This window comes from Peterkaempfera bronchialis (genome assembly GCF_003258605.2).
GTDB classification, from domain to species: Bacteria; Actinomycetota; Actinomycetes; order Streptomycetales; family Streptomycetaceae; genus Peterkaempfera; species Peterkaempfera bronchialis.
The window spans coordinates 6,555,994-6,573,237 of record NZ_CP031264.1 but is presented as its reverse complement, the minus strand read 5'-3'; the positions used below and the strand labels follow the sequence as shown (position 1 = coordinate 6,573,237).

The 17,244-nt window shown below is 73.3% G+C and carries 16 protein-coding genes; 1 reads left to right on the top strand and 15 read right to left on the bottom strand.

The features are described from left to right. Positions 1–416: 416 nt before the first annotated feature. Together cbiE and C7M71_RS28050 are read right to left on the bottom strand one after the other, a co-directional pair. Positions 417–1,715: a precorrin-6y C5,15-methyltransferase (decarboxylating) subunit CbiE gene (gene cbiE, locus C7M71_RS28055; RefSeq protein ID WP_114914621.1), complete on the bottom strand. Its 1,299-nt coding sequence runs from the start codon at positions 1,713–1,715 to the stop codon at positions 417–419. Positions 1,716–1,883: 168 nt separating this feature from the next. Then, positions 1,884–2,528: a GNAT family N-acetyltransferase gene (locus tag C7M71_RS28050; protein ID WP_111491389.1), complete on the bottom strand. Its 645-nt coding sequence runs from the start codon at positions 2,526–2,528 to the stop codon at positions 1,884–1,886. Positions 2,529–2,828: 300 nt separating this feature from the next. Between C7M71_RS28050 and C7M71_RS28045 the strand changes: the two genes are divergently transcribed. After that, complete coding sequence (locus tag C7M71_RS28045) at positions 2,829–3,596, top strand: class I SAM-dependent methyltransferase (protein ID WP_175607756.1); 768 nt, start codon at positions 2,829–2,831, stop codon at positions 3,594–3,596. 57 nt (positions 3,597–3,653) lie between these two features. On the opposite strand, the gene C7M71_RS28040 is transcribed toward C7M71_RS28045, so the two are convergent. From C7M71_RS28040 to argC, 13 genes are all read right to left on the bottom strand, one after another. Further along, positions 3,654–4,502 carry a MetQ/NlpA family ABC transporter substrate-binding protein gene (locus C7M71_RS28040; RefSeq protein WP_111491386.1) on the bottom strand — a complete coding sequence of 283 codons (849 nt, stop codon included), beginning with the start codon at positions 4,500–4,502 and terminating at the stop codon, positions 3,654–3,656. 67 nt (positions 4,503–4,569) lie between these two features. Next, positions 4,570–5,394 (bottom strand): methionine ABC transporter permease, encoded by an 825-nt coding sequence (locus C7M71_RS28035; protein WP_111491385.1) that lies wholly within the window; start codon positions 5,392–5,394, stop codon positions 4,570–4,572. Beyond that, positions 5,391–6,416 carry a methionine ABC transporter ATP-binding protein gene (locus C7M71_RS28030; protein WP_162824431.1) on the bottom strand — a complete coding sequence of 342 codons (1,026 nt, stop codon included), beginning with the start codon at positions 6,414–6,416 and terminating at the stop codon, positions 5,391–5,393. The genes C7M71_RS28035 and C7M71_RS28030 overlap by 4 nt, the downstream gene beginning before the upstream one ends. 447 nt (positions 6,417–6,863) lie before the next feature. Further along, a complete protein-coding gene (locus C7M71_RS28025; RefSeq protein ID WP_111491382.1) occupies positions 6,864–7,526 on the bottom strand; it encodes an HAD-IA family hydrolase in 663 nt (220 codons plus the stop codon). Positions 7,527–7,662: 136 nt separating this feature from the next. Next, the gene (locus C7M71_RS28020) at positions 7,663–8,190 is read right to left on the bottom strand and encodes a GNAT family N-acetyltransferase (RefSeq protein WP_111491381.1); all 528 of its coding nucleotides are present in this window, start codon (positions 8,188–8,190) and stop codon (positions 7,663–7,665) included. Between the two features lie 327 nt (positions 8,191–8,517). Continuing rightward, on the bottom strand, positions 8,518–8,997 hold the full coding sequence (locus C7M71_RS28015; protein ID WP_111491380.1) for an RNA polymerase sigma factor: 480 nt from the start codon (positions 8,995–8,997) through the stop codon (positions 8,518–8,520). 204 nt (positions 8,998–9,201) lie between these two features. After that, positions 9,202–10,644, bottom strand: coding sequence for an argininosuccinate lyase (gene argH / locus C7M71_RS28010; protein WP_111491379.1), 1,443 nt, complete (start codon positions 10,642–10,644; stop codon positions 9,202–9,204). Between the two features lie 76 nt (positions 10,645–10,720). After that, positions 10,721–11,917 carry an argininosuccinate synthase gene (locus C7M71_RS28005; RefSeq protein ID WP_111491378.1) on the bottom strand — a complete coding sequence of 399 codons (1,197 nt, stop codon included), beginning with the start codon at positions 11,915–11,917 and terminating at the stop codon, positions 10,721–10,723. 163 nt (positions 11,918–12,080) lie between these two features. Next, on the bottom strand, positions 12,081–12,626 hold the full coding sequence (locus C7M71_RS28000) for an arginine repressor (protein ID WP_111491377.1): 546 nt from the start codon (positions 12,624–12,626) through the stop codon (positions 12,081–12,083). An 18-nt stretch (positions 12,627–12,644) separates the two neighbouring features. Beyond that, the gene (locus C7M71_RS27995) at positions 12,645–13,847 is read right to left on the bottom strand and encodes an acetylornithine transaminase (protein WP_111491376.1); all 1,203 of its coding nucleotides are present in this window, start codon (positions 13,845–13,847) and stop codon (positions 12,645–12,647) included. Continuing rightward, the gene (argB, locus tag C7M71_RS27990) at positions 13,844–14,779 is read right to left on the bottom strand and encodes an acetylglutamate kinase (protein WP_229758966.1); all 936 of its coding nucleotides are present in this window, start codon (positions 14,777–14,779) and stop codon (positions 13,844–13,846) included. The genes C7M71_RS27995 and argB overlap by 4 nt, the downstream gene beginning before the upstream one ends. A gap of 91 nt (positions 14,780–14,870) precedes the next feature. After that, positions 14,871–16,022: a bifunctional glutamate N-acetyltransferase/amino-acid acetyltransferase ArgJ gene (gene argJ, locus C7M71_RS27985; protein WP_111491392.1), complete on the bottom strand. Its 1,152-nt coding sequence runs from the start codon at positions 16,020–16,022 to the stop codon at positions 14,871–14,873. Between the two features lie 38 nt (positions 16,023–16,060). After that, complete coding sequence (gene argC / locus C7M71_RS27980; RefSeq protein WP_111491373.1) at positions 16,061–17,089, bottom strand: N-acetyl-gamma-glutamyl-phosphate reductase; 1,029 nt, start codon at positions 17,087–17,089, stop codon at positions 16,061–16,063. Positions 17,090–17,244: the final 155 nt, after the last annotated feature.

Sequence of the window (17,244 nt, the reverse complement as noted above, 5' to 3'; positions counted from 1 at the left end):
TGATGGGGGTCCCCCGGCCGGAGGCCGAGGGAGGCGGCCGCGCAAGCACGGCAACCGTGGTCCCGTCCGGTCCTCCGCTCCGCAGGCGACCGGCCGGACAACCGACCTGCCGCTACAACAACGACGGACCCGGGGCAACCGGCACGACCGCCCCCGGACATCAGGGCATTCTTCCGGCCCGGGCCGCCCGGCGGCATATGTGCACACGTTCACCCGGTGTGGGCTCCGCCACGTCGTGGTCGGGATCCGGGGTCACCGGAGTCCTGGCCGCCGCACCGCCGCGGAGACAACCGGACGTCAGACTACCGGCCTGGGCGGACATCGGGTCAGGGTGGTGCCCTTTCCCGGCGGATACGACCGCGTTCGTCCGGATCGTGGACAGCGGTGATCCGGCCGCGTCGTGAGCCGAGGCCGGGTCAGGTCCGGCGCTCGCCCCAGAGCAGCAGCACCGGTACGGCCGCCGTCAGGGTGTGCCCCTCCCCGGCGACCGGCTCCTCCGGCGGCAGCAGCGTGGAGCCCTGTACCAGGGCGCCCTCGGCGCGGTACCCGGCCTTGGCGAAGGCCCGGCGGAACTCCTCCGCCTCCGGCAGCGTGCGGGGTACGGCCACCATCCGCTCGGGCCGCCGGGCCAGGCAGGCGGCGACCACCTCGGCGCCGCTGTGCTCGACGGCGACCACATCGGGCTCCGGCAACTCCCCCAGCACCTCCGGCGCGGCTCCGTGCACCACTTCGATCTCGACCCCGTAGCGGCGGGCATTGACGGCGATCTGCCCGCAGGCATCGGCATCCGGCTCCACGGCGGCCACTGCGGCGCCGAAACGTGCCGCCTCCACCGCCAGCGAGCCGCTGCCCGCGCCGACCGACCAGAGCAGGTCGCCGGGGCGCGGCCCGAGCCGGGCGAGGGCCAGCGCCCGGGCGGCGGGCGGCAGTGCGGCGGGTCCGCCGACGGCCCGGTCCGGCTCGGCGGGTTCGGGGGCGGCGCCGGTGGTGACACCGGCCGGGCGGTCGTGTGCCGCGTACGCCTCGGCGTCCAGCGCCCAGCCGCGTACCGGGCCGGGGAAGTCGACCGGCCGCCCGGCGAGCCAGCCGGCGGCCTCGGTGCTGCTCCGGGTGTGCCCGCCGACCACCAGCACCACATTGGGGTCGCGCCAGACATGGTCGGGGACCCGCTCGGAGGTCAGCACGCTGATCTCCTCCTCGGGGGTGCCCAGCGCCTCGCAGACCACGAAGGTGCGGTGCACATCACGGAGCATCAGGGCGAGTTCGGTGGGGCCAGCGCCGGGCGCGGTGAGCACCGCGACCTTGGGATTGGCCCGGCAGACGTTGGCGGCGCGGCGCAGCCGCCGCCCGTGGGCGGAGACCACCAAGGCGTCGTCCCAGGGCATGCCGGCCCGGGCGAAGGCGGCGGCGACCGAGGAGACGGCGGGCAGCACCTCCAGCTCCAGGCCGAACTCGGGCCTGCGCAGGGTGCGCACCACGCCGAAGAAGCCGGGGTCGCCCTCGGCGACCACCACGGCCGCGCCCCGGTGGTCGGCGATGCGGCGGGCGGCGAGTTCCACGCTGCCCAGCACCATCCGCTCGGCGCCGCGCGGGAGTTCCAGCGCGGCGAGTTGATAGGGGGCGCCCGCTACCAGCGTGGCGGCGCCCAGTGCCGCGCGTGCGGCCTCCGTCAGCGGAGTCCCGTCCCACCCGATGACCGTGACCCGGTCAGCCATCCCGGCTGCTCTCCCTCACTGTCCGTAACCGAACGGGGGTCCATCCGAGCTCCGGGGTCCCCCTGCGCCCGGTGGCCGGGCACCCGGCGCCCGGTCCGCGTCCGGCGCGGCTCCGGGCGGGCGCCCGCGAGGAGCGTACCGGTATCGATCACCGGCGTGCCGGATGCCTCAGACCCAGCTGGCGTACCGGTCGTCGGCCAGGCCCAGGCTGCCGGGGGTGCGGACGGCCGGGATCTCCAGGTCCTCCGGGAGCAGGCTCCAGACGATCAGGTCGGTACGGGTCTCGGCGCCCCCGCCGCCCGGTTCGCCGCCCCGCACTATCGTGGCGCTGCGCAGCACCCCCTCGCTGATGCAGCCCGCCTTCTGGGCGACCTGCTGGGCGGCGGAGTTGCCTGCGGCGGTGCGCAGCTCCAGCCGTTCGAACCGCTGGTCCTCGAAGAGCCACTGGGCGACGCCGAGCAGCGCCTCGGGGGCGTAGCCCTCGCCGCGCGCCCAGGGGGCGATGACCAGTCCTGCCTCGGTGGAGCGCAGCCGCCAGTCGGTGCCCTGGAGGTGGATGACGCCGACCATGCGCTGGGTGAGGTCCTCGGTGACGGCGAAGGCGATGCCATGGCCGCGCGCCCGGTTCTCGGGGGCGGTGGAGCGCAGCCAGGTGCGGGCGTGGTGCTCGGTGTAAGGGTCGGGGACGGCGGTCCAGCAGCGGACCAGCTCGTCGTTCATCATCTCCACCAGGGCGGGGACGTCCTCCTCCTCGAAGGGGCGCAGCAGCAGCCGGTCGGTGCTGATGGCGGTCTCGGGGAAGGTGGATGCCATGGCCGTCTCTCCTCGCCGGGTCGTGCACTCACGGTACGCCCCGCGCCGCCGGGGGACGGTGCGGCGGCGGTGACCCAGTGATCATGCGTCATGTGCAGGGCCGACGCCATCGGGACGCGGCGCGGATACAGCAGCATGCAGCATCGCGGGTCGCGGTGCAGCGGCTTGGGGCCACCGCGCGGCGCCGGATCGGCTTCGGATCGGTGCCGGATCGGTGCCGGATCGGCGGTGGGTCGGCGCCGACCGCGCGCCGCACGGCGTTCGTGTGGCGTCCACCTGCGGCTGATAGCGTCAGGGGGCGTGACGGTTCACCAGGCGGCAGGGGTCGGGTACCAGCGGGCGGCGGACGCCTACGAGCGGTCCCGGCCGTCCTATCCGCTGCCGGTGATCCGCGAACTCGCCGACGCGGTCCGGCTGGAGCGCGGCCGTACGGTGGTGGACCTGGGGGCGGGCACCGGCAAGTTCACCCGGCTGCTGGCGCTGACCGGGGCCCGGGTGATCGCACTGGAGCCGGTGGCGGCGATGCGGGCCCGGCTGGCGGAGCTGCTGCCCGGGGTCGAGGTGGGCGAGGGCACGGGCGAGGCGACCGGGCTGCCGGACGGCTCGGTGGACGTGGTGGTGGCGGCGCAGTCCTGGCACTGGTTCCGGCAGGACGAGGCGCTGGCCGAGGTGGAGCGCGTGGTGCGGCCGGGTGGGGCGCTGGCCCTGGTGTGGAACACCTTCGACGCGTCGGTGCCATGGGTGCGCGACTTCCAGCGGATCTACTTCGGCCGGGCCCCGGAGGGGCTGCCGAGCCATCTGGACGGCCGGTGGCGCAGGCTGCTGGAGCAGCGGCCGGGCTGGTCGGACATCCAGGAGCGGCATCTGCCCAATCCGCATCCGGTGACCCGGGAGGGGGTGCTGGAGCGGATGGCGTCCAGCAGCATCATCGCGGCGCTGGACGCGGCCGAGCAGCAGCGGGTGCGGGCGGAGGTCGACGCGGTGCTGCGGGCGCATCCGCAGACCCGGCACGGCGACCGGATCGAGCTGCCGTACACCACCGATGTGTACTGGACCCACCGGGTCTGAGCCCCCCTGTGTACGGGGCTCGGACCCGGTGGGCAGGCCCGGTTGCGGGCGCCGGCGTCAGAACGCCGGGATGACGGACCCGTTGAAGGTGTCCTCGATGTACTTCTTGACCTCGGGCGAGTGCAGCAGCTCGGCGAGCTTCTTCACCCGGGGGTCGCTCTCCTTGCCCTTCTTGACGGCCAGGATGTTGGCGTACGGGTTGCCCTCGGCCTTCTCCACGGCGATGGCGTCCGTGGCCGGCTTGAGGCCGGAGTCCAGCGCGTAGTTGCCGTTGATCACGGCGGCGTCCACGTCGGCGAGGGCGCGGGGCAGCTGGGCGGCCTCCAGCTCCTTCCACTTGAGGTTCTTGGGGTTGCCGGTGATGTCGCGGACGGTGGCGGTGGTGCCGGCGCCGTCCTTGAGGGTGATCACGTTGTTGTCCGCGAGCAGCTTGAGCGCCCGGCCCTCGTTGGTGGCGTCGTTGGGGACCGCGACGGTGGCGCCGGAGGGCAGCTCGGCGAGGCTCTTGACCTTCTTGGAGTAGACGCCGAGCGGCTCCAGGTGGACGGGCTCCACGGAGACGATGTCGGTGCCGTGCTGCTTGTTGAAGTCGTCCAGGTAGGGCTGGTGCTGGAAGAAGTTGGCGTCGGCCGAGCCGTCCTGCACGGCGGTGTTGGGGGTCACATAGTCGGTGACCTCCTTGATCTCCAGCTTGAGGCCGGCCTTGGCGGCCAGGTGGTCCTTGACGTACGTGAGGATCAGGGCGTGCGGGGTGGGGCTGGCCGCGACGACCAGGGCCTTGTCCGAACTACCTGCGGGGCTGCCTGCGGAGGTGGACGACGAGGAGTCGCTGCCGCAGGCGGTGAGGCCGAGAGCCAGGCCGCCGGCGGCGAGGAGGGTGGTGGTGAGCTTGATGGCGTTACGCACGAAGAGTGCCTTTCTCCATATCGGGGTGCCCGCCGGTCCGGGGTCGCGGCCCGGTGGGCTGAGGGTGCTATCGCGGGGAGGCGGCCGACGCCGGGGCGGCTGCGGTGCCGTCCCCGGTCGAGTCGGCGGACCCGGGGGCGGGTGTCTCCCCGCCGGGGGTGGTCTGCTGGGCGGGTACGGTCACGGCGGTCGCTGCGCCGCGGCGGCGCAGCAGCCGGACCGGGCCGGTCCCTCGGCCGCGCTGGCCCAGGGACCGTACGGCGAGGTCGCCGATCAGCTGGACGAGGGTGACCAGGATGATCAGCTCGATCACGATGACGACCATGAAGTCGGTCTCGAAGCGCATATAGCCGTAGGTGTAGGCGAGGGTGCCGAGCCCGCCGCCCCCGACGGTGCCGGCCATCGCGGAGTAGCCGACGACGGCGATGACGGTGGTGGTCAGGCCGGCCACCAGGGAGGGCAGCGCCTCCGGCAGCAGGGCCTTGCGGACCACCGTCCAGGTGGAGCCGCCCATCGCCTGGACGGCTTCCACCAGGCCGCCGTCGACCTCGCGGACCGAGGTCTCCACCAGCCGGGCGTAGAAGGGGACGGCGCCGACGGCGAGCGGTACGGAGGCGGCCTCCCAGCCGAGGGAGGTGCCGACCACCCAGCGGGTGAAGGAGGTCAGCGCCAGCATCAGGATGATGAACGGCAGGGAGCGGCCGACATTGACGACCGCGCCGACGGCCTTGTTGACCGGCCGGTTGCGGAGCAGCCCGCCCCGGTCGGTGAGCACCAGCAGCACGCCGATCGGCAGGCCGACCAGCAGGGCGACCAGGGTGGCGATGCCGACCATGGAGAGCGTCTCGCGGGTGGCGGTCTCCAGCAGCGGGCGCATCTCGTCCCAGGTCATGCCGCCGCCTCCGTACGGTGTCCGGCGACGTCCACCTGGAGGCCCTGCTCGCGCAGGAAGCCGATGGGGACGACGTTCTGCTCGAAGGAGCCGGGCAGCTCGACGCGCATCCGGCCGACCTGGCGACCGCCGATGGTCTCCACGGCGGCGCCGAGGATGTTGAGGTCCACGTTGTAGGTGCGGGCCAGCTGGGAGATGAACGGCTGGGCGGCGGTGTCGCCCTGGAAGGTGATCTCCAGTACGGTGCCCGCGCGGCCGGTCCCCGGCAGGTCGCCCAGCGGGAAGAGCTCCCGGGCCAGCTCCGAGCCGGGGGTGGCGAGCAGGTCGGCGAGGCGGCCGGACTCGACCACCCGGCCGTCGCGCATCAGCGCGGCCGAGTCGCAGACCGACTTGATCACGTCCATCTCATGGGTGATCAGCAGCACGGTGAGGTCCAGCTGCCGGCCCAGGTCGCGCAGCAGCTCCAGGATCGACCGGGTGGTCTCCGGGTCCAGCGCCGAGGTGGCCTCGTCGGAGAGCAGCACCTTGGGGTCGCCGGCCAGCGCCCGGGCGATGCCGACGCGCTGCTTCTGACCGCCGGAGAGCTGGGCCGGGTAGACGCGGGCCTTGTCGGCGAGGCCGACCAGGTCCAGCAGCTCGGCTGCCTTGCGGCGGCGCTCGGTGCGGTCCAGGCCGATGATCTCCAGCGGCAGTTCCACGTTGTCCTGGACGGTGCGCGAGGAGAGCAGGTTGAAGTGCTGGAAGACCATGCCGATCCGGCGGCGGGCGGCGCGCAGCTCGCGGCCGGCGCGGGGGCCCTGGCCGGCCAGGCGGGTGAGTTCCAGGCCGTCGACGGTGATGGTGCCGGAGGTGGGGCGCTCCAGCATGTTGACGCAGCGGATGAGGGTGGACTTGCCCGCTCCGCTGGTGCCGACGACGCCGTACACCTCGCCCTCGTGGACGTGCAGGTCGACGCCGTCGAGGGCGGTGACCTCGCGGCCTCGTACGCGGTAGACCTTTCTCAGGTCAGCGATGCTGATCACAGGGGACATCCGTGGGTCGGGGGCACGGCGGCGGCATGCCGCGGCGCAAAGTTCGGCGGGGGGTGGGGCAATGGGGGGTGTGCGGGCGCGGCGGGGCTCAGCTGCGGCGCATGCCCGGCGGCTGCGCGTGATGGGCAAGCCGGCAGCGGAGGATGCCCGCGGAGCGGGGGCGCTCGGTGCGCGAAGAGAGAACTGGCAGCATGTCAGCAGGAGGGGGCAGGGCGCTCTCCGCCGAGGCGGCGCGCGGGGGTCTCGCTTCGGGGCGCGAGGCTGGTGCGGGGACCCTCAGCGGGCACACATTCGACGGCACATCGCACGGCCACCTGCCGGCATGGTGCCGGTGGGGGTGCGGTTCGCCGTCGTCGTCATGGCCTCAGTAAACCAGACGGGGGTGTCGTCTCCCAAATGCTGGGCCATGGAGTCCGCATTGCGGACAGCGGCCGTTCGTCAGACGGCCATCGCCCGGATCCGCAGGCCGCTCGGCACATCGGTCGCCCAGATCCGGTGCAGGCCCTCCACGACCACGTCGGCGGCCAGTTCGGCGCGGTCGTGGGTGGTGGTGACGGCAACGGAGCGCATCCCGGCGGCCCGCGCGGCGGCCAGGCCCGCCGGGGCGTCCTCCACCACCAGGCAGCGCGCCGGGTCGACGCCCAACTGCCGCGCCGCCAGCAGGAACGGCTCGGGATCGGGCTTGCCCCGGGTGATGTCGTCGGCCGTCACCAGCAGCGGGGCGGGCAGTCCGGACGCCGCGAGCCGCACCTCGGCCAGCGCCCGGGTCGCGGAGGTCACCACGGCCCAGCGGTCGGTCGGCAGCGACTCCAGCAGCGCGGCGGCGCCTGGCAGCGCCACGGTGCCCTCGGTGTCCGCGACCTCCAGCTCCTCGATCCGGCGCAGCGCTGCGGCGAGGCCGCCGTCGGCCAGCTGCGCCGGGGGGAGCACATCCCGGATGATCTCCACCGCAGGGCGGCCATGGGTGAGGATCCGGGCGAAGTCCGCCTCGGTCAGACCGTATTCGCCCATCCAGGCCGTCCAGCAGCGGTGGACCGCCGGAGTGGAGTCGACCAGGGTGCCGTCCATGTCGAAGAGCAGGGCGTCTGCGGCTATGTCCATGATCTTCGACTGTACCCGCCGCCCGACCGCCGGACGGACGGCCCCGGCGTGAGACCGCCCACAGGGCGCAAGCCCCGCTCGGAGGGAGGCGGGGCCTGCGGGATCTGCGGGTGCCGGGATCTGCGAGGCACCAGGCTCAGGCACTGGCCGCGAGGGCCTGTACGGCCGAGGCGCAGCCGTCCGCCGGCAGAGCCGACTTCTCCAGGGTGACCAGGCTCAGCCTGCGGCTGATCTCCTCGACGCCGGTCTCCTGGTAGCCGAGGCGGCGGTAGAGCCGCTGGTTGCCCAGGCTGCGGTGGCCGGTGAAGAGCCGGTACGCGGTGACCCGGCCGGCGGCGGCCAGCCGCTGCTCGACGGCCTGGAGCAGACGTCCGCCCAAGCCGTGGCGCTGCATCCGGGGATGGACCACCAGGCGGCCGATGTGGCCCACCCCGTCGTCGTCCACCCAGCCGCGGACCGAGCCGACCACCTCGTCGCCGAGCCGGGCGACCAGCACGCAGTGCTCGGCCAGCTCGTCGCGCAGGCTGTCGAGGGTCTGCGTCAGCGGTTCGATGGCCCAGTCGCCGTAGAGCTCCGCCTCGTCCTGGTAGCAGAGGTACTGGAGCTTGAGGATCTGTTCGGCGTCGCTCTGGTCGGCGACCGAGATGGTCACGCTCATGCCCATGTGCGCATGCCTCCCCTTCGTGTGTGCCCGGCGCCGAGGGATGAGGGTGTGCGCGCGGGCGGCCCTGACCGGAGGTTGACCCGTGCCGGGGATCGCTCCCGGCCGGGGATGGTGCGCGAGCGTACCGTCTCCCGCTGACCCCGCGCGCTACGGATTCCGCAGCTCACAGGCGGGAGGACGGCCACGCTCACGCTCAGTATCCGGGCGGGCGCGGGCTCGTCAAGAGGCACGTTCGCCCAGGCATTACCCGGCCGTGGGCCGTTTGCAACCTGGCGGACCCCGGACGTGGGCTAGATCACTTCGCGCCGTACGGGAGCACCCGGCGGCTCACCCCGATGCGGCCGGGTGGCGCAGCAGGCGGCGGAGGCAGGCGAGGCAGCGGGAGCGGGTGGGGCCGATGCTGCCGCGCGGGATGCCGGTCTCGGCGGCGAGCTGGGTGTACGTCAGGCCGGGGCGGTCCAGCAGGGCGGTGAGCAGCGCGGGGCAGCGGGCGGGCAGCAGGGGGACGGCGGCCCGGAGCGCGGTCGGCAGGTCGCTGCGGCCGGGTGGGGCGGCGGTCGGCCGGGGCGGCAGCGGGGTGGGGATCTCGGCGCGGGCGGGGGCGAGTGCCCGGTGGAACTCGCGTACGGTCAGCGACCGCAGCCAGCCGACCGGTTCGGTGGGCAGCGGGGCCCGCGCGGTGTGCTCCAGGGCCCGCAGCCAGACCGCCTGCTCCAGATCCTCGGCGTCCAGCCCATGGGCGCGGGCCAGGGCGGCGGCGAGCGGGGCGAAGGCGGGGCGCAGCCGGGTGTCGGCGAGAGCGGTCATGGGCGCCTCCGGGGGCGTGTGGGGGTCTGCCCTGGGGAACGCCGACCGGTCCGGACCGGGATGCGGTACGGGCCGGGGGTGCGGCGCAAACCGCCCGGCGGGGCGATTGCGGCGGCGGCCGGTTGACGCTGCGGTGCCGGGGGCCGGTACGGCAACAGGGCGGATCGGCCGGTGAAGGCCGGTCCGCCCTGCTGCCGTATGGGCTCAGCGCTTGGCGTCCGCCCACTCCTGCTGGACCGCCAGGTCCGCCTTGACCTCGGCGAGCTGCCGGGCCACCGCCGCCGGGGCGGTGCCGCCGCGCCCGTCACGGGAGGCCAGCGAGCCATGCACGGTGAGCACCGTGCGGACCTCCGGCGTCAGGTGCGGGGAGATCGCGGCGAACTGCTCGTCCGTCAGGTCGGCCAGCTCGATGGACTGCTGCTCGCAGACCTTGACGCAGGCGCCCGCCACCTCGTGCGCCACCCGGAACGGCACCCCCTGCCGGACCAGCCACTCGGCGATGTCGGTGGCCAGCGAGAAGCCGGCCGGGGCCAGCTCCTCCAGCCGCTCGCGGTGCACGGTGAGGGTGGCGAGCATGCCGGTGAAGGCGGGCAGCAGCACCTCCAGGGTGTCGCAGGAGTCGAAGACCGGCTCCTTGTCCTCCTGGAGGTCGCGGTTGTACGCCAGCGGCAGGCCCTTGAGGGTGGCGAGCAGCCCGGTGAGGTTGCCGATCAGGCGGCCGGACTTGCCGCGCGCCAGCTCGGCGATGTCCGGGTTCTTCTTCTGCGGCATGATCGACGACCCGGTGGAGAAGGCGTCGTGCAGCGTGATGAAGCCGAACTCCTTGGTGTTCCAGATGATCACCTCCTCCGCGATCCGGGAGAGGTTCACCCCGATCATCGCGGTGACGAAGGCGAACTCCGCCACGAAGTCGCGGGCGGCGGTGCCGTCGATGGAGTTGCCGGCCGAGCCGCCCTCGAAGCCCAGGTCGGCGGCGACCGCCTGCGGGTCCAGGCCCAGCGAGGACCCGGCCAGCGCGCCGGAGCCGTACGGGGAGACGGCGGTGCGGGTGTCCCACTGGCGCAGCCGCTCGGCGTCCCGGGAGAGCGCCTGGACATGGGCGAGCACATGGTGGGCGAAGAGCACCGGCTGGGCGTGCTGAAGGTGGGTGCGGCCGGGCATGGCGGTGTCCGGGTGGGCCTCGGCCAGGCCCACCAGGGCCTGCTGGAGGTCCAGGATCAGCCCGCCGATGATCCGGGCGTGGTCCCGCAGGTACATCCGGAAGAGGGTGGCCACCTGGTCGTTGCGCGACCGGCCGGCCCGCAGCTTGCCGCCCAGCTCCGCGCCCAGCCGCTCCAGCAGGCCGCGTTCCAGGGCGGTGTGCACGTCCTCGTCGGCGACGGTGCCGGTGAAGGCGCCGGACTCGACATCGGCCAGCAGCCGGTCCAGGCCGTCCAGCATCCGGTCCAGCTCGTCGTCGGAGAGCAGCCCCGCCTTGTGCAGCACCCGGGCGTGGGCGCGGGAGCCGGCGATGTCGTACGGGGCCAGCCGCCAGTCGAAGTGCACGGAGGCGGAGAGCGCGGCCAGCGCCTCGGCGGGGCCGTCCGCGAACCGGCCGCCCCAGAGGCGTACGTCACCGGCGGGGGTCGGGGTCGGGTCGTGCGACACCTGGTGCTCCTTCAGTGCTGTGGCGGTCGAGGGCCCCGGGGTCCGGAAACCCCGGGGCCCAGTACTACGACGGGGGTCAGGCCCGCAGGCTGCGCCGGGCGGCGATCTTCGAGGAGAGGCCGAAGATCTCGATGAAGCCCTTGGAGAGCGACTGGTCGAAGGTGTCGCCGGTGTCGTAGGTGGCCAGGTTGAAGTCGTACAGCGACTCCTCGCTGCGCCGGCCGGTGACCACGGCACGGCCGCCGTGCAGGGTCATCCGGACGTCACCGGAGACATGCTCGTTGGCCTCCTCGACAAAGCCCTCCAGGGCCCGCTTGAGCGGCGAGAACCACAGGCCGTCGTAGACCAGCTCGCCCCAGCGCTGGTCGACGCCCTTCTTGTACCGGGCGAGCTCCCGCTCGACGGTGACGTTCTCCAGCTCCTGGTGGGCGGTGATCAGCGCGATGGCGCCGGGCGCCTCGTAGATCTCCCGGGACTTGATGCCGACCAGCCGGTCCTCGACCATGTCGAGCCGGCCGATGCCCTGGGCGCCGGCCCGCTGGTTGAGCTGCTCGATCGCCTGGAGCACGGTGACCGGCTTGCCGTCGATGGCGACCGGGACGCCCTGCTTGAAGGTGATGACGACCTCGTCGGCCTCGCGGGGCTCGGCGGGGTTCTGGGTGTACTCGTAGACGTCCTCGATGGGGCCGTTCCAGATGTCCTCAAGGAAGCCGGTCTCCACGGCGCGGCCGAAGACGTTCTGGTCGATGGAGTACGGGGACTTCTTGGTGGTGGCGATGGGGAGGTTGTTGGCCTCGGCGAAGGCGATGGCCTTGTCCCGGGTCATCGCGTAGTCGCGGACCGGGGCGATGCACTTGAGGTCGGGGGCGAGCGAGGAGATGCCGGCCTCGAAGCGGACCTGGTCGTTGCCCTTGCCGGTGCAGCCGTGGGCCACGGTGGAGGCGCCGTGCTTGTGGGCGGCGGCGACCAGGTGCTTGACGATCACCGGCCGGGAGAGCGCGGAGACCAGCGGGTAGCGGTCCATGTAGAGGGCGTTGGCCTTGATCGCCGGCAGGCAGTAGCCGTCGGCGAACTCGTCCCGGGCGTCGGCCACCTCGGCCTCCACCGCGCCGCAGGCCAGCGCCCGCTTGCGGATGACCTCCAGGTCCTCGCCGCCCTGGCCGACGTCGACAGCGACGGCGATGACCTCGGCGCCGGTCTCCTCGGCGATCCAGCCGATGCAGACGGACGTGTCCAGACCGCCCGAGTAGGCGAGTACGACGCGTTCGGTCACGGCTTTCTCCTTCACAGTGCGTGCGGGGCACTCCATGCGGTGCTAGGTATAAGTATGCATGAGTCCGTATGGAATTCAAAGCGGGATCGCCCGGACACGCCACCGCCCGTGGAGAACGGGTCTCCACGGGCGGTCGGCGGGGCGATGACCAGCTGGTCCAGCCTCAGGTGTTCTTGGACTGGGCCAACTGCATCAGGTGGTCGGCGAGCTCCTGGCCGCCCTGCGCATCGCGGCTGATCAGCAGCACGGTGTCATCCCCGGCGATGGTGCCGATGATCTCGAACACCTCCGCCTGGTCGATCGCCGAGGCCAGGAACTGCGCCGCGCCCGGCGGGGTGCGCAGCACCACCAGGTTGCCGGACGCGGTCGCCGACACCATCAGCTCGCCCGCCAGCCTCGCCATCCGGGCCTCGGTGACGGACTCGCCCAGCGGCGCCTTGGGGGTGCGGTCGCCGCCCTCCGCCGGGACGGCGTAGATCAGCGCGCCGTCCTTGTTGCGGATCTTGACCGCGCCCAGCTCGTCCAAGTCCCGGGAGAGGGTGGCCTGGGTCACCACCAGCCCGTCGTCGGCGAGCAGTTTGGCGAGCTGGCTCTGCGAACGCACCGGCTGGCGGGTCAGCAGGTCCACGATCCGCCGGTGCCGGGCCGTCCGGGTCTGCGGGACCTGCGGTATCGGCTGTCCGGTCCGGTCGCGGTGGACATCGGTCATGAGGGGCGGCTCTCCTGCCTAGGCTCGTCGTTCGCCGGGGGCGGCGTCCCGCACACTCCGCAGGATCTGCGGCAGGGCGGTGAGCAGGGCGTCCACGTCCTGCTCGGTGACCACCAGCGGCGGCGCCAGCCGGACGGTGTCCGGCACACAGGCGTTGACCAGGAAACCGGCCTGCTGGGCGGCTGCCTGCACCTGCGCGGCGACCGGCTCGCGAAGCACGATACCGAGCAGCAGCCCGGCGCCCCGGACGTGGGAGACCAGCGGGTCGCCGATGGCCTCCACGCCCTGCCGGAGCCGTTCGCCGAGGGTCTTGGCGCGGTCCAGCAGGCCGTCGGCGGCGATGGTGTCCAGCACGGCGAGGGCGGCGGCGCAGACCACCGGGTTGCCGCCGAAGGTGGAGCCGTGCTGACCGGGCTTCAGCAGCTCGGCGGCGTCGCCGAAGGCGACCGTGGCGCCGAGCGGCAGTCCGCCGCCCAGGCCCTTGGCAAGGGTGACCACATCGGGTTCGATGCCCAGCGCCTGGTGGGCGAACCAGTGCCCGGTGCGGCCGACGCCGGTCTGGATCTCGTCCAGCATCAGCAGGGTGCCGGTGGCCCGGGTGATCTCGCGGGCGGCGGCGAGGTAGCCGTCGGGGGCGGGGATCACGCCGTTCTCCCCCTGGATCGGCTCCAGGAGGACGGCGGCGGTGTCGGTGGTGACGGCGGCCCGCAGCGCCTCGGTGTCCCCGTACGGGACATGGGTGACGTCGCCGGGCAGCGGGCGGAAGGGGTCCTGCTTGGCGGGCTGGCCGGTGAGCGCCAGGGCGCCCATGGTGCGGCCGTGGAAGCCGCCGGTGGTGGCGACCATATGGGTGCGGCCGGTGCGGCGGCCGATCTTGAAGGCGCACTCGACGGCTTCGGCGCCCGAGTTGGAGAAGTAGACCCGGCCGGGGCGGCCGAGCAGTTCCACCAGCCGCTCGGCCAACCGGACCGGAGGCTCGGCGATGAAGAGGTTGGAGACATGGCCGAGGGTGGCGATCTGCCGGCTGACCGCCTCGACCACGGCCGGGTGGGCGGTGCCCAGGGCATTGACCGCGATCCCGCCGATGAAGTCGCGGTAGAGGGTCCCGTCGGCATCGGTGAAGTGCGCGCCCTCGCCGCTCACCAGCGGGATTCGGGGGGTGCCGTAGTTGTCCATCAGGGCGTGCTGCCAGCGCGCCGTCAGTTCCGTGTTGCCGCTCATCGCGGGCCCCCATCGGTGGTGTCGTCCACGGGGTCGGGCACCACCATGGTGCCGATCCCCTCATCGGTGAAGATCTCCAGCAGCAGCGCGTGCTGGACGCGGCCGTCCAGCACGCGGGCGGTGGAGACGCCGTCGCGCACGGCCCGCAGGCACCCCTCCATCTTGGGCACCATGCCGCTGGCCAGCGTGGGCAGCAGCTGCTCCAGCTCGCTCGCGGTGAGCAGGCTGATCACGTCGTCGCTGGCCGGCCAGTCGGCGTACAGGCCCTCGACGTCGGTGAGCACCACCAGCATCTCGGCGCCCAGCGCGGAGGCCAGGGCGGAGGCGGCGAGGTCCGCGTTGATGTTGTAGACATGGCCGTCGTCGCTGCGGGCGATGGAGGAGACCACCGGGATGCGGCCGTTGTCCAGCAGCGCCTGGACGGCGCCGGGCTCGACCTTGACGATGTCGCCGACCAGGCCGATGTCCACCTGCTCGCCGTCGACCTCCGCGTAGCGCTTGACGGCGGTGAGGGTGTGGGCGTCCTCGCCGGTCATGCCGACGGCGAACGGGCCGTGCTCGTTGAGCAGGCCGACCAGCTGGCGCTGCACCTGGCCGGCGAGCACCATGCGGACCACGTCCATGGTCTCGGCGGTGGTGACGCGCAGGCCCGCGGTGAAGGAGGATTCCAGGCCCAGCTTGTCGAGGTGGGCGTTGATCTGCGGGCCGCCGCCGTGCACCACGACCGGCTGGATGCCGGCGTAGCGGAGGAAGACGACGTCCTGGGCGAAGGCGCGCTTCAGCGACTCGTCGACCATGGCGTTGCCGCCGAACTTGATGACGACGGTTCTGCCGTGGAAGCGCTCCAGCCACGGCAGGGCCTCGATGAGCGTGCGGGCCTTGGGCAGGGCGGTGTGGTTGCGGGCCTGGGTGGCGGCCGGCTCGGTGTTCACGGGTCTCCCGTGGGTCGCGGCTGCTGACGGCTGGTCGGGGGCGGTACTGCTCATACGGTGCTCGATGCTCAGGTGCTGGGGGCTCTGCTGCTCAGGTGCTGTAGGCGCTGTTCTCGTGGACGTAGTCGGCGGTCAGGTCGTTGGTCCAGACGGTCGCCTCGGCGGTGCCGGCGTGCAGGTCGGCGGTGATGACCACCTCGCGGGCCGACATGTCGACAAGGGAGCGGTCGTCGCCGGTCTGGCCGCCCTTGCAGACCCAGACGCCGTTGATGGCGACGTCCAGCTGGTCGGGGTCGAAGGCGGCGGCGGTGGTGCCGATGGCGGAGAGCACCCGGCCCCAGTTGGGGTCCTCGCCGTGCAGGGCGCACTTGAGGAGGTTGTTGCGGGCCACCGTGCGGGCCACCTCGACGGCGTCGTCCTCGGTGGCGGCGCCGGTGATGTCGATCCGGACGTCCTTGGAGGCGCCCTCGGCGTCCCCGATCAGCTGCCGGGCCAGATCGGCGCTGACCGCACGGACCGCCTCGGCGAAGGCGTCCGGGTCGGGGACGGTGCCGGAGGCGCCGGAGGAGAGCAGCAGCACGGTGTCATTGGTCGACATGCAGCCGTCGGAGTCGATCCGGTCGAAGGTGGTACGGGTGGCGGCGCGCAGCGCGGCGTCCAGCCCGGCGGAGTCGACCTGCGCGTCCGTGGTGAGCACGACCAGCATGGTGGCCAGCCCCGGGGCGAGCATTCCGGCGCCCTTGGCCATGCCGCCCACCGTCCAGCCGTCGACGGTCACGGCGGCGGTCTTGTGGACGGTGTCGGTGGTCTTGATGGCAATCGCGGCGGCCTCTCCCCCGTCGGCGGAGAGGGCGGCGGCGGCCTGCTCGACGCCGGGGAGCAGCTTCGCCATGGGCAGCCGTTCGCCGATCAGCCCGGTGGAGCAGACGGCGACCTCGCCCGCGTTGAGGGTCAGCGCCTCGGCGGCCTTCTCGGCGGTGGCGTGGGTGTCCTGGAAGCCGAGCGGGCCGGTGCAGGCGTTGGCACCGCCGGAGTTGAGCACCACGGCCGAGACCAGGCCGCCCTTGAGGACCTGCTGCGACCAGAGGACCGGGGCGGCCTTGACCCGGTTGGAGGTGAAGACGCCTGCGGCGGCCAGCGAGGGGCCGTCATTGACCACCAGGGCGAGGTCGGGGGTGCCGGACGCCTTGATGCCTGCGGTGACGCCCGCCGCGCGGAAGCCTCGGGCAGCCGTGACACCGATGCCGGGGGCGCTGGGGGTGCCGGGGGTGGGCGTGGCGGTCACGGTGCGACTCCGATCTGGGACAGGCCGAGCCCCTCGGGCAGGCCGAGGGCGAGGTTCATGCTCTGCACCGCGCCGCCGGCGGTGCCCTTGGTGAGGTTGTCGATCGCGCTGATGGCGACGATCCGCCCGGCGGTCTCGTCCAGGGCGACCTGGACCAGGGCGGCGTTGGAGCCGTACACGGCGGAGGTGGCCGGCCACTGCCCCTCGGGCAGCAGCCGGGCGAAGGGCTCCCCGGCCAGCGCGTCGGCGTAGGCGGCGCGCACGGCTGCGGCGGTGGTGCCGGGGCGGGCCTTGGCGGTGCAGGTGGCGAGGATGCCCCGGGACATCGGGGCCAGGGTGGGGGTGAAGGAGACGGTGATCCGCTCCCCGGCGACGGCGCCGAGGTTCTGCACCATCTCGGGGGTGTGCCGGTGGACGCCGCCGACGCCGTACGGGCTCATCGAGCCCATCACCTCGCTGCCGAGCAGGTGCGGCTTGGCCGCCTTGCCCGCCCCGGAGGTACCGGAGGCGGCGACCACCACGGCCTCGGGCTCGGCGAGCCCGGCGGCATAGGCGGGGAAGAGGGCCAGCGAGACGGCGGTCGGGTAGCAGCCGGGGACGGCGATCCGCTTGGTGCCCTTGAGCGCGTCGCGGTGGCCGGGCAGCTCCGGCAGGCCGTACGGCCAGGTGCCGGCGTGCGGGGAGCCGTAGAACCGCTCCCAGTCGGCAGGGTCGCGCAGGCGGAAGTCGGCGGCGCAGTCGACCACCAGCACGTCCTCGCCGAGCGCGGCGGCGACGGCGGCGGACTGGCCGTGCGGCAGCGCGAGGAATACTACGTCGTGTCCGGCGAGGACTTCCGGGGTAGTGGGCTGGAGGATCCGGTCGGCCAGCGGCAGCAGATGCGGTTGCAGCGCGCCCAGGGCGGATCCGGCGTTGGAACCGCCGGTGAGCGCCCCGATCTCGATCTCGGGGTGGCCGAGGAGCAGGCGCAGCACCTCGCCGCCCGCATATCCGCTCGCCCCGGCGACGGCTGCCCGGAATGCCATGGTGATCCTTCCTACGACTGGGCATGAATATACGCAGTGCGGCAAATTCATGCAAGACGCCCCGCGCGCGGGCGGGGCGGTGGCGCCGGTGGCCGCCCTCGCGGCGGAGGGGCCGACCGCCTGAATCCGGCGGCCGCCGGGCGTCGATCGGCCGG

Excerpts from the sequence above, each read along its gene's own strand:
- cbiE (WP_114914621.1), bottom strand. The coding sequence starts at position 1,715 with ATGGCTGACCGGGTCACGGTCATCGGGTGGGACGGGACTCCGCTGACG.
- C7M71_RS28050 (WP_111491389.1), bottom strand. The coding sequence starts at position 2,528 with ATGGCATCCACCTTCCCCGAGACCGCCATCAGCACCGACCGGCTGCTG.
- C7M71_RS28035 (WP_111491385.1), bottom strand. The coding sequence starts at position 5,394 with ATGACCTGGGACGAGATGCGCCCGCTGCTGGAGACCGCCACCCGCGAG.
- C7M71_RS28025 (WP_111491382.1), bottom strand. The coding sequence starts at position 7,526 with ATGGACATAGCCGCAGACGCCCTGCTCTTCGACATGGACGGCACCCTG.
- C7M71_RS28020 (WP_111491381.1), bottom strand. The coding sequence starts at position 8,190 with ATGGGCATGAGCGTGACCATCTCGGTCGCCGACCAGAGCGACGCCGAA.
- C7M71_RS28015 (WP_111491380.1), bottom strand. The coding sequence starts at position 8,997 with ATGACCGCTCTCGCCGACACCCGGCTGCGCCCCGCCTTCGCCCCGCTC.
- C7M71_RS28000 (WP_111491377.1), bottom strand. The coding sequence starts at position 12,626 with ATGACCGATGTCCACCGCGACCGGACCGGACAGCCGATACCGCAGGTC.
- C7M71_RS27995 (WP_111491376.1), bottom strand. The coding sequence starts at position 13,847 with ATGAGCGGCAACACGGAACTGACGGCGCGCTGGCAGCACGCCCTGATG.
- argC (WP_111491373.1), bottom strand. The coding sequence starts at position 17,089 with ATGGCATTCCGGGCAGCCGTCGCCGGGGCGAGCGGATATGCGGGCGGC.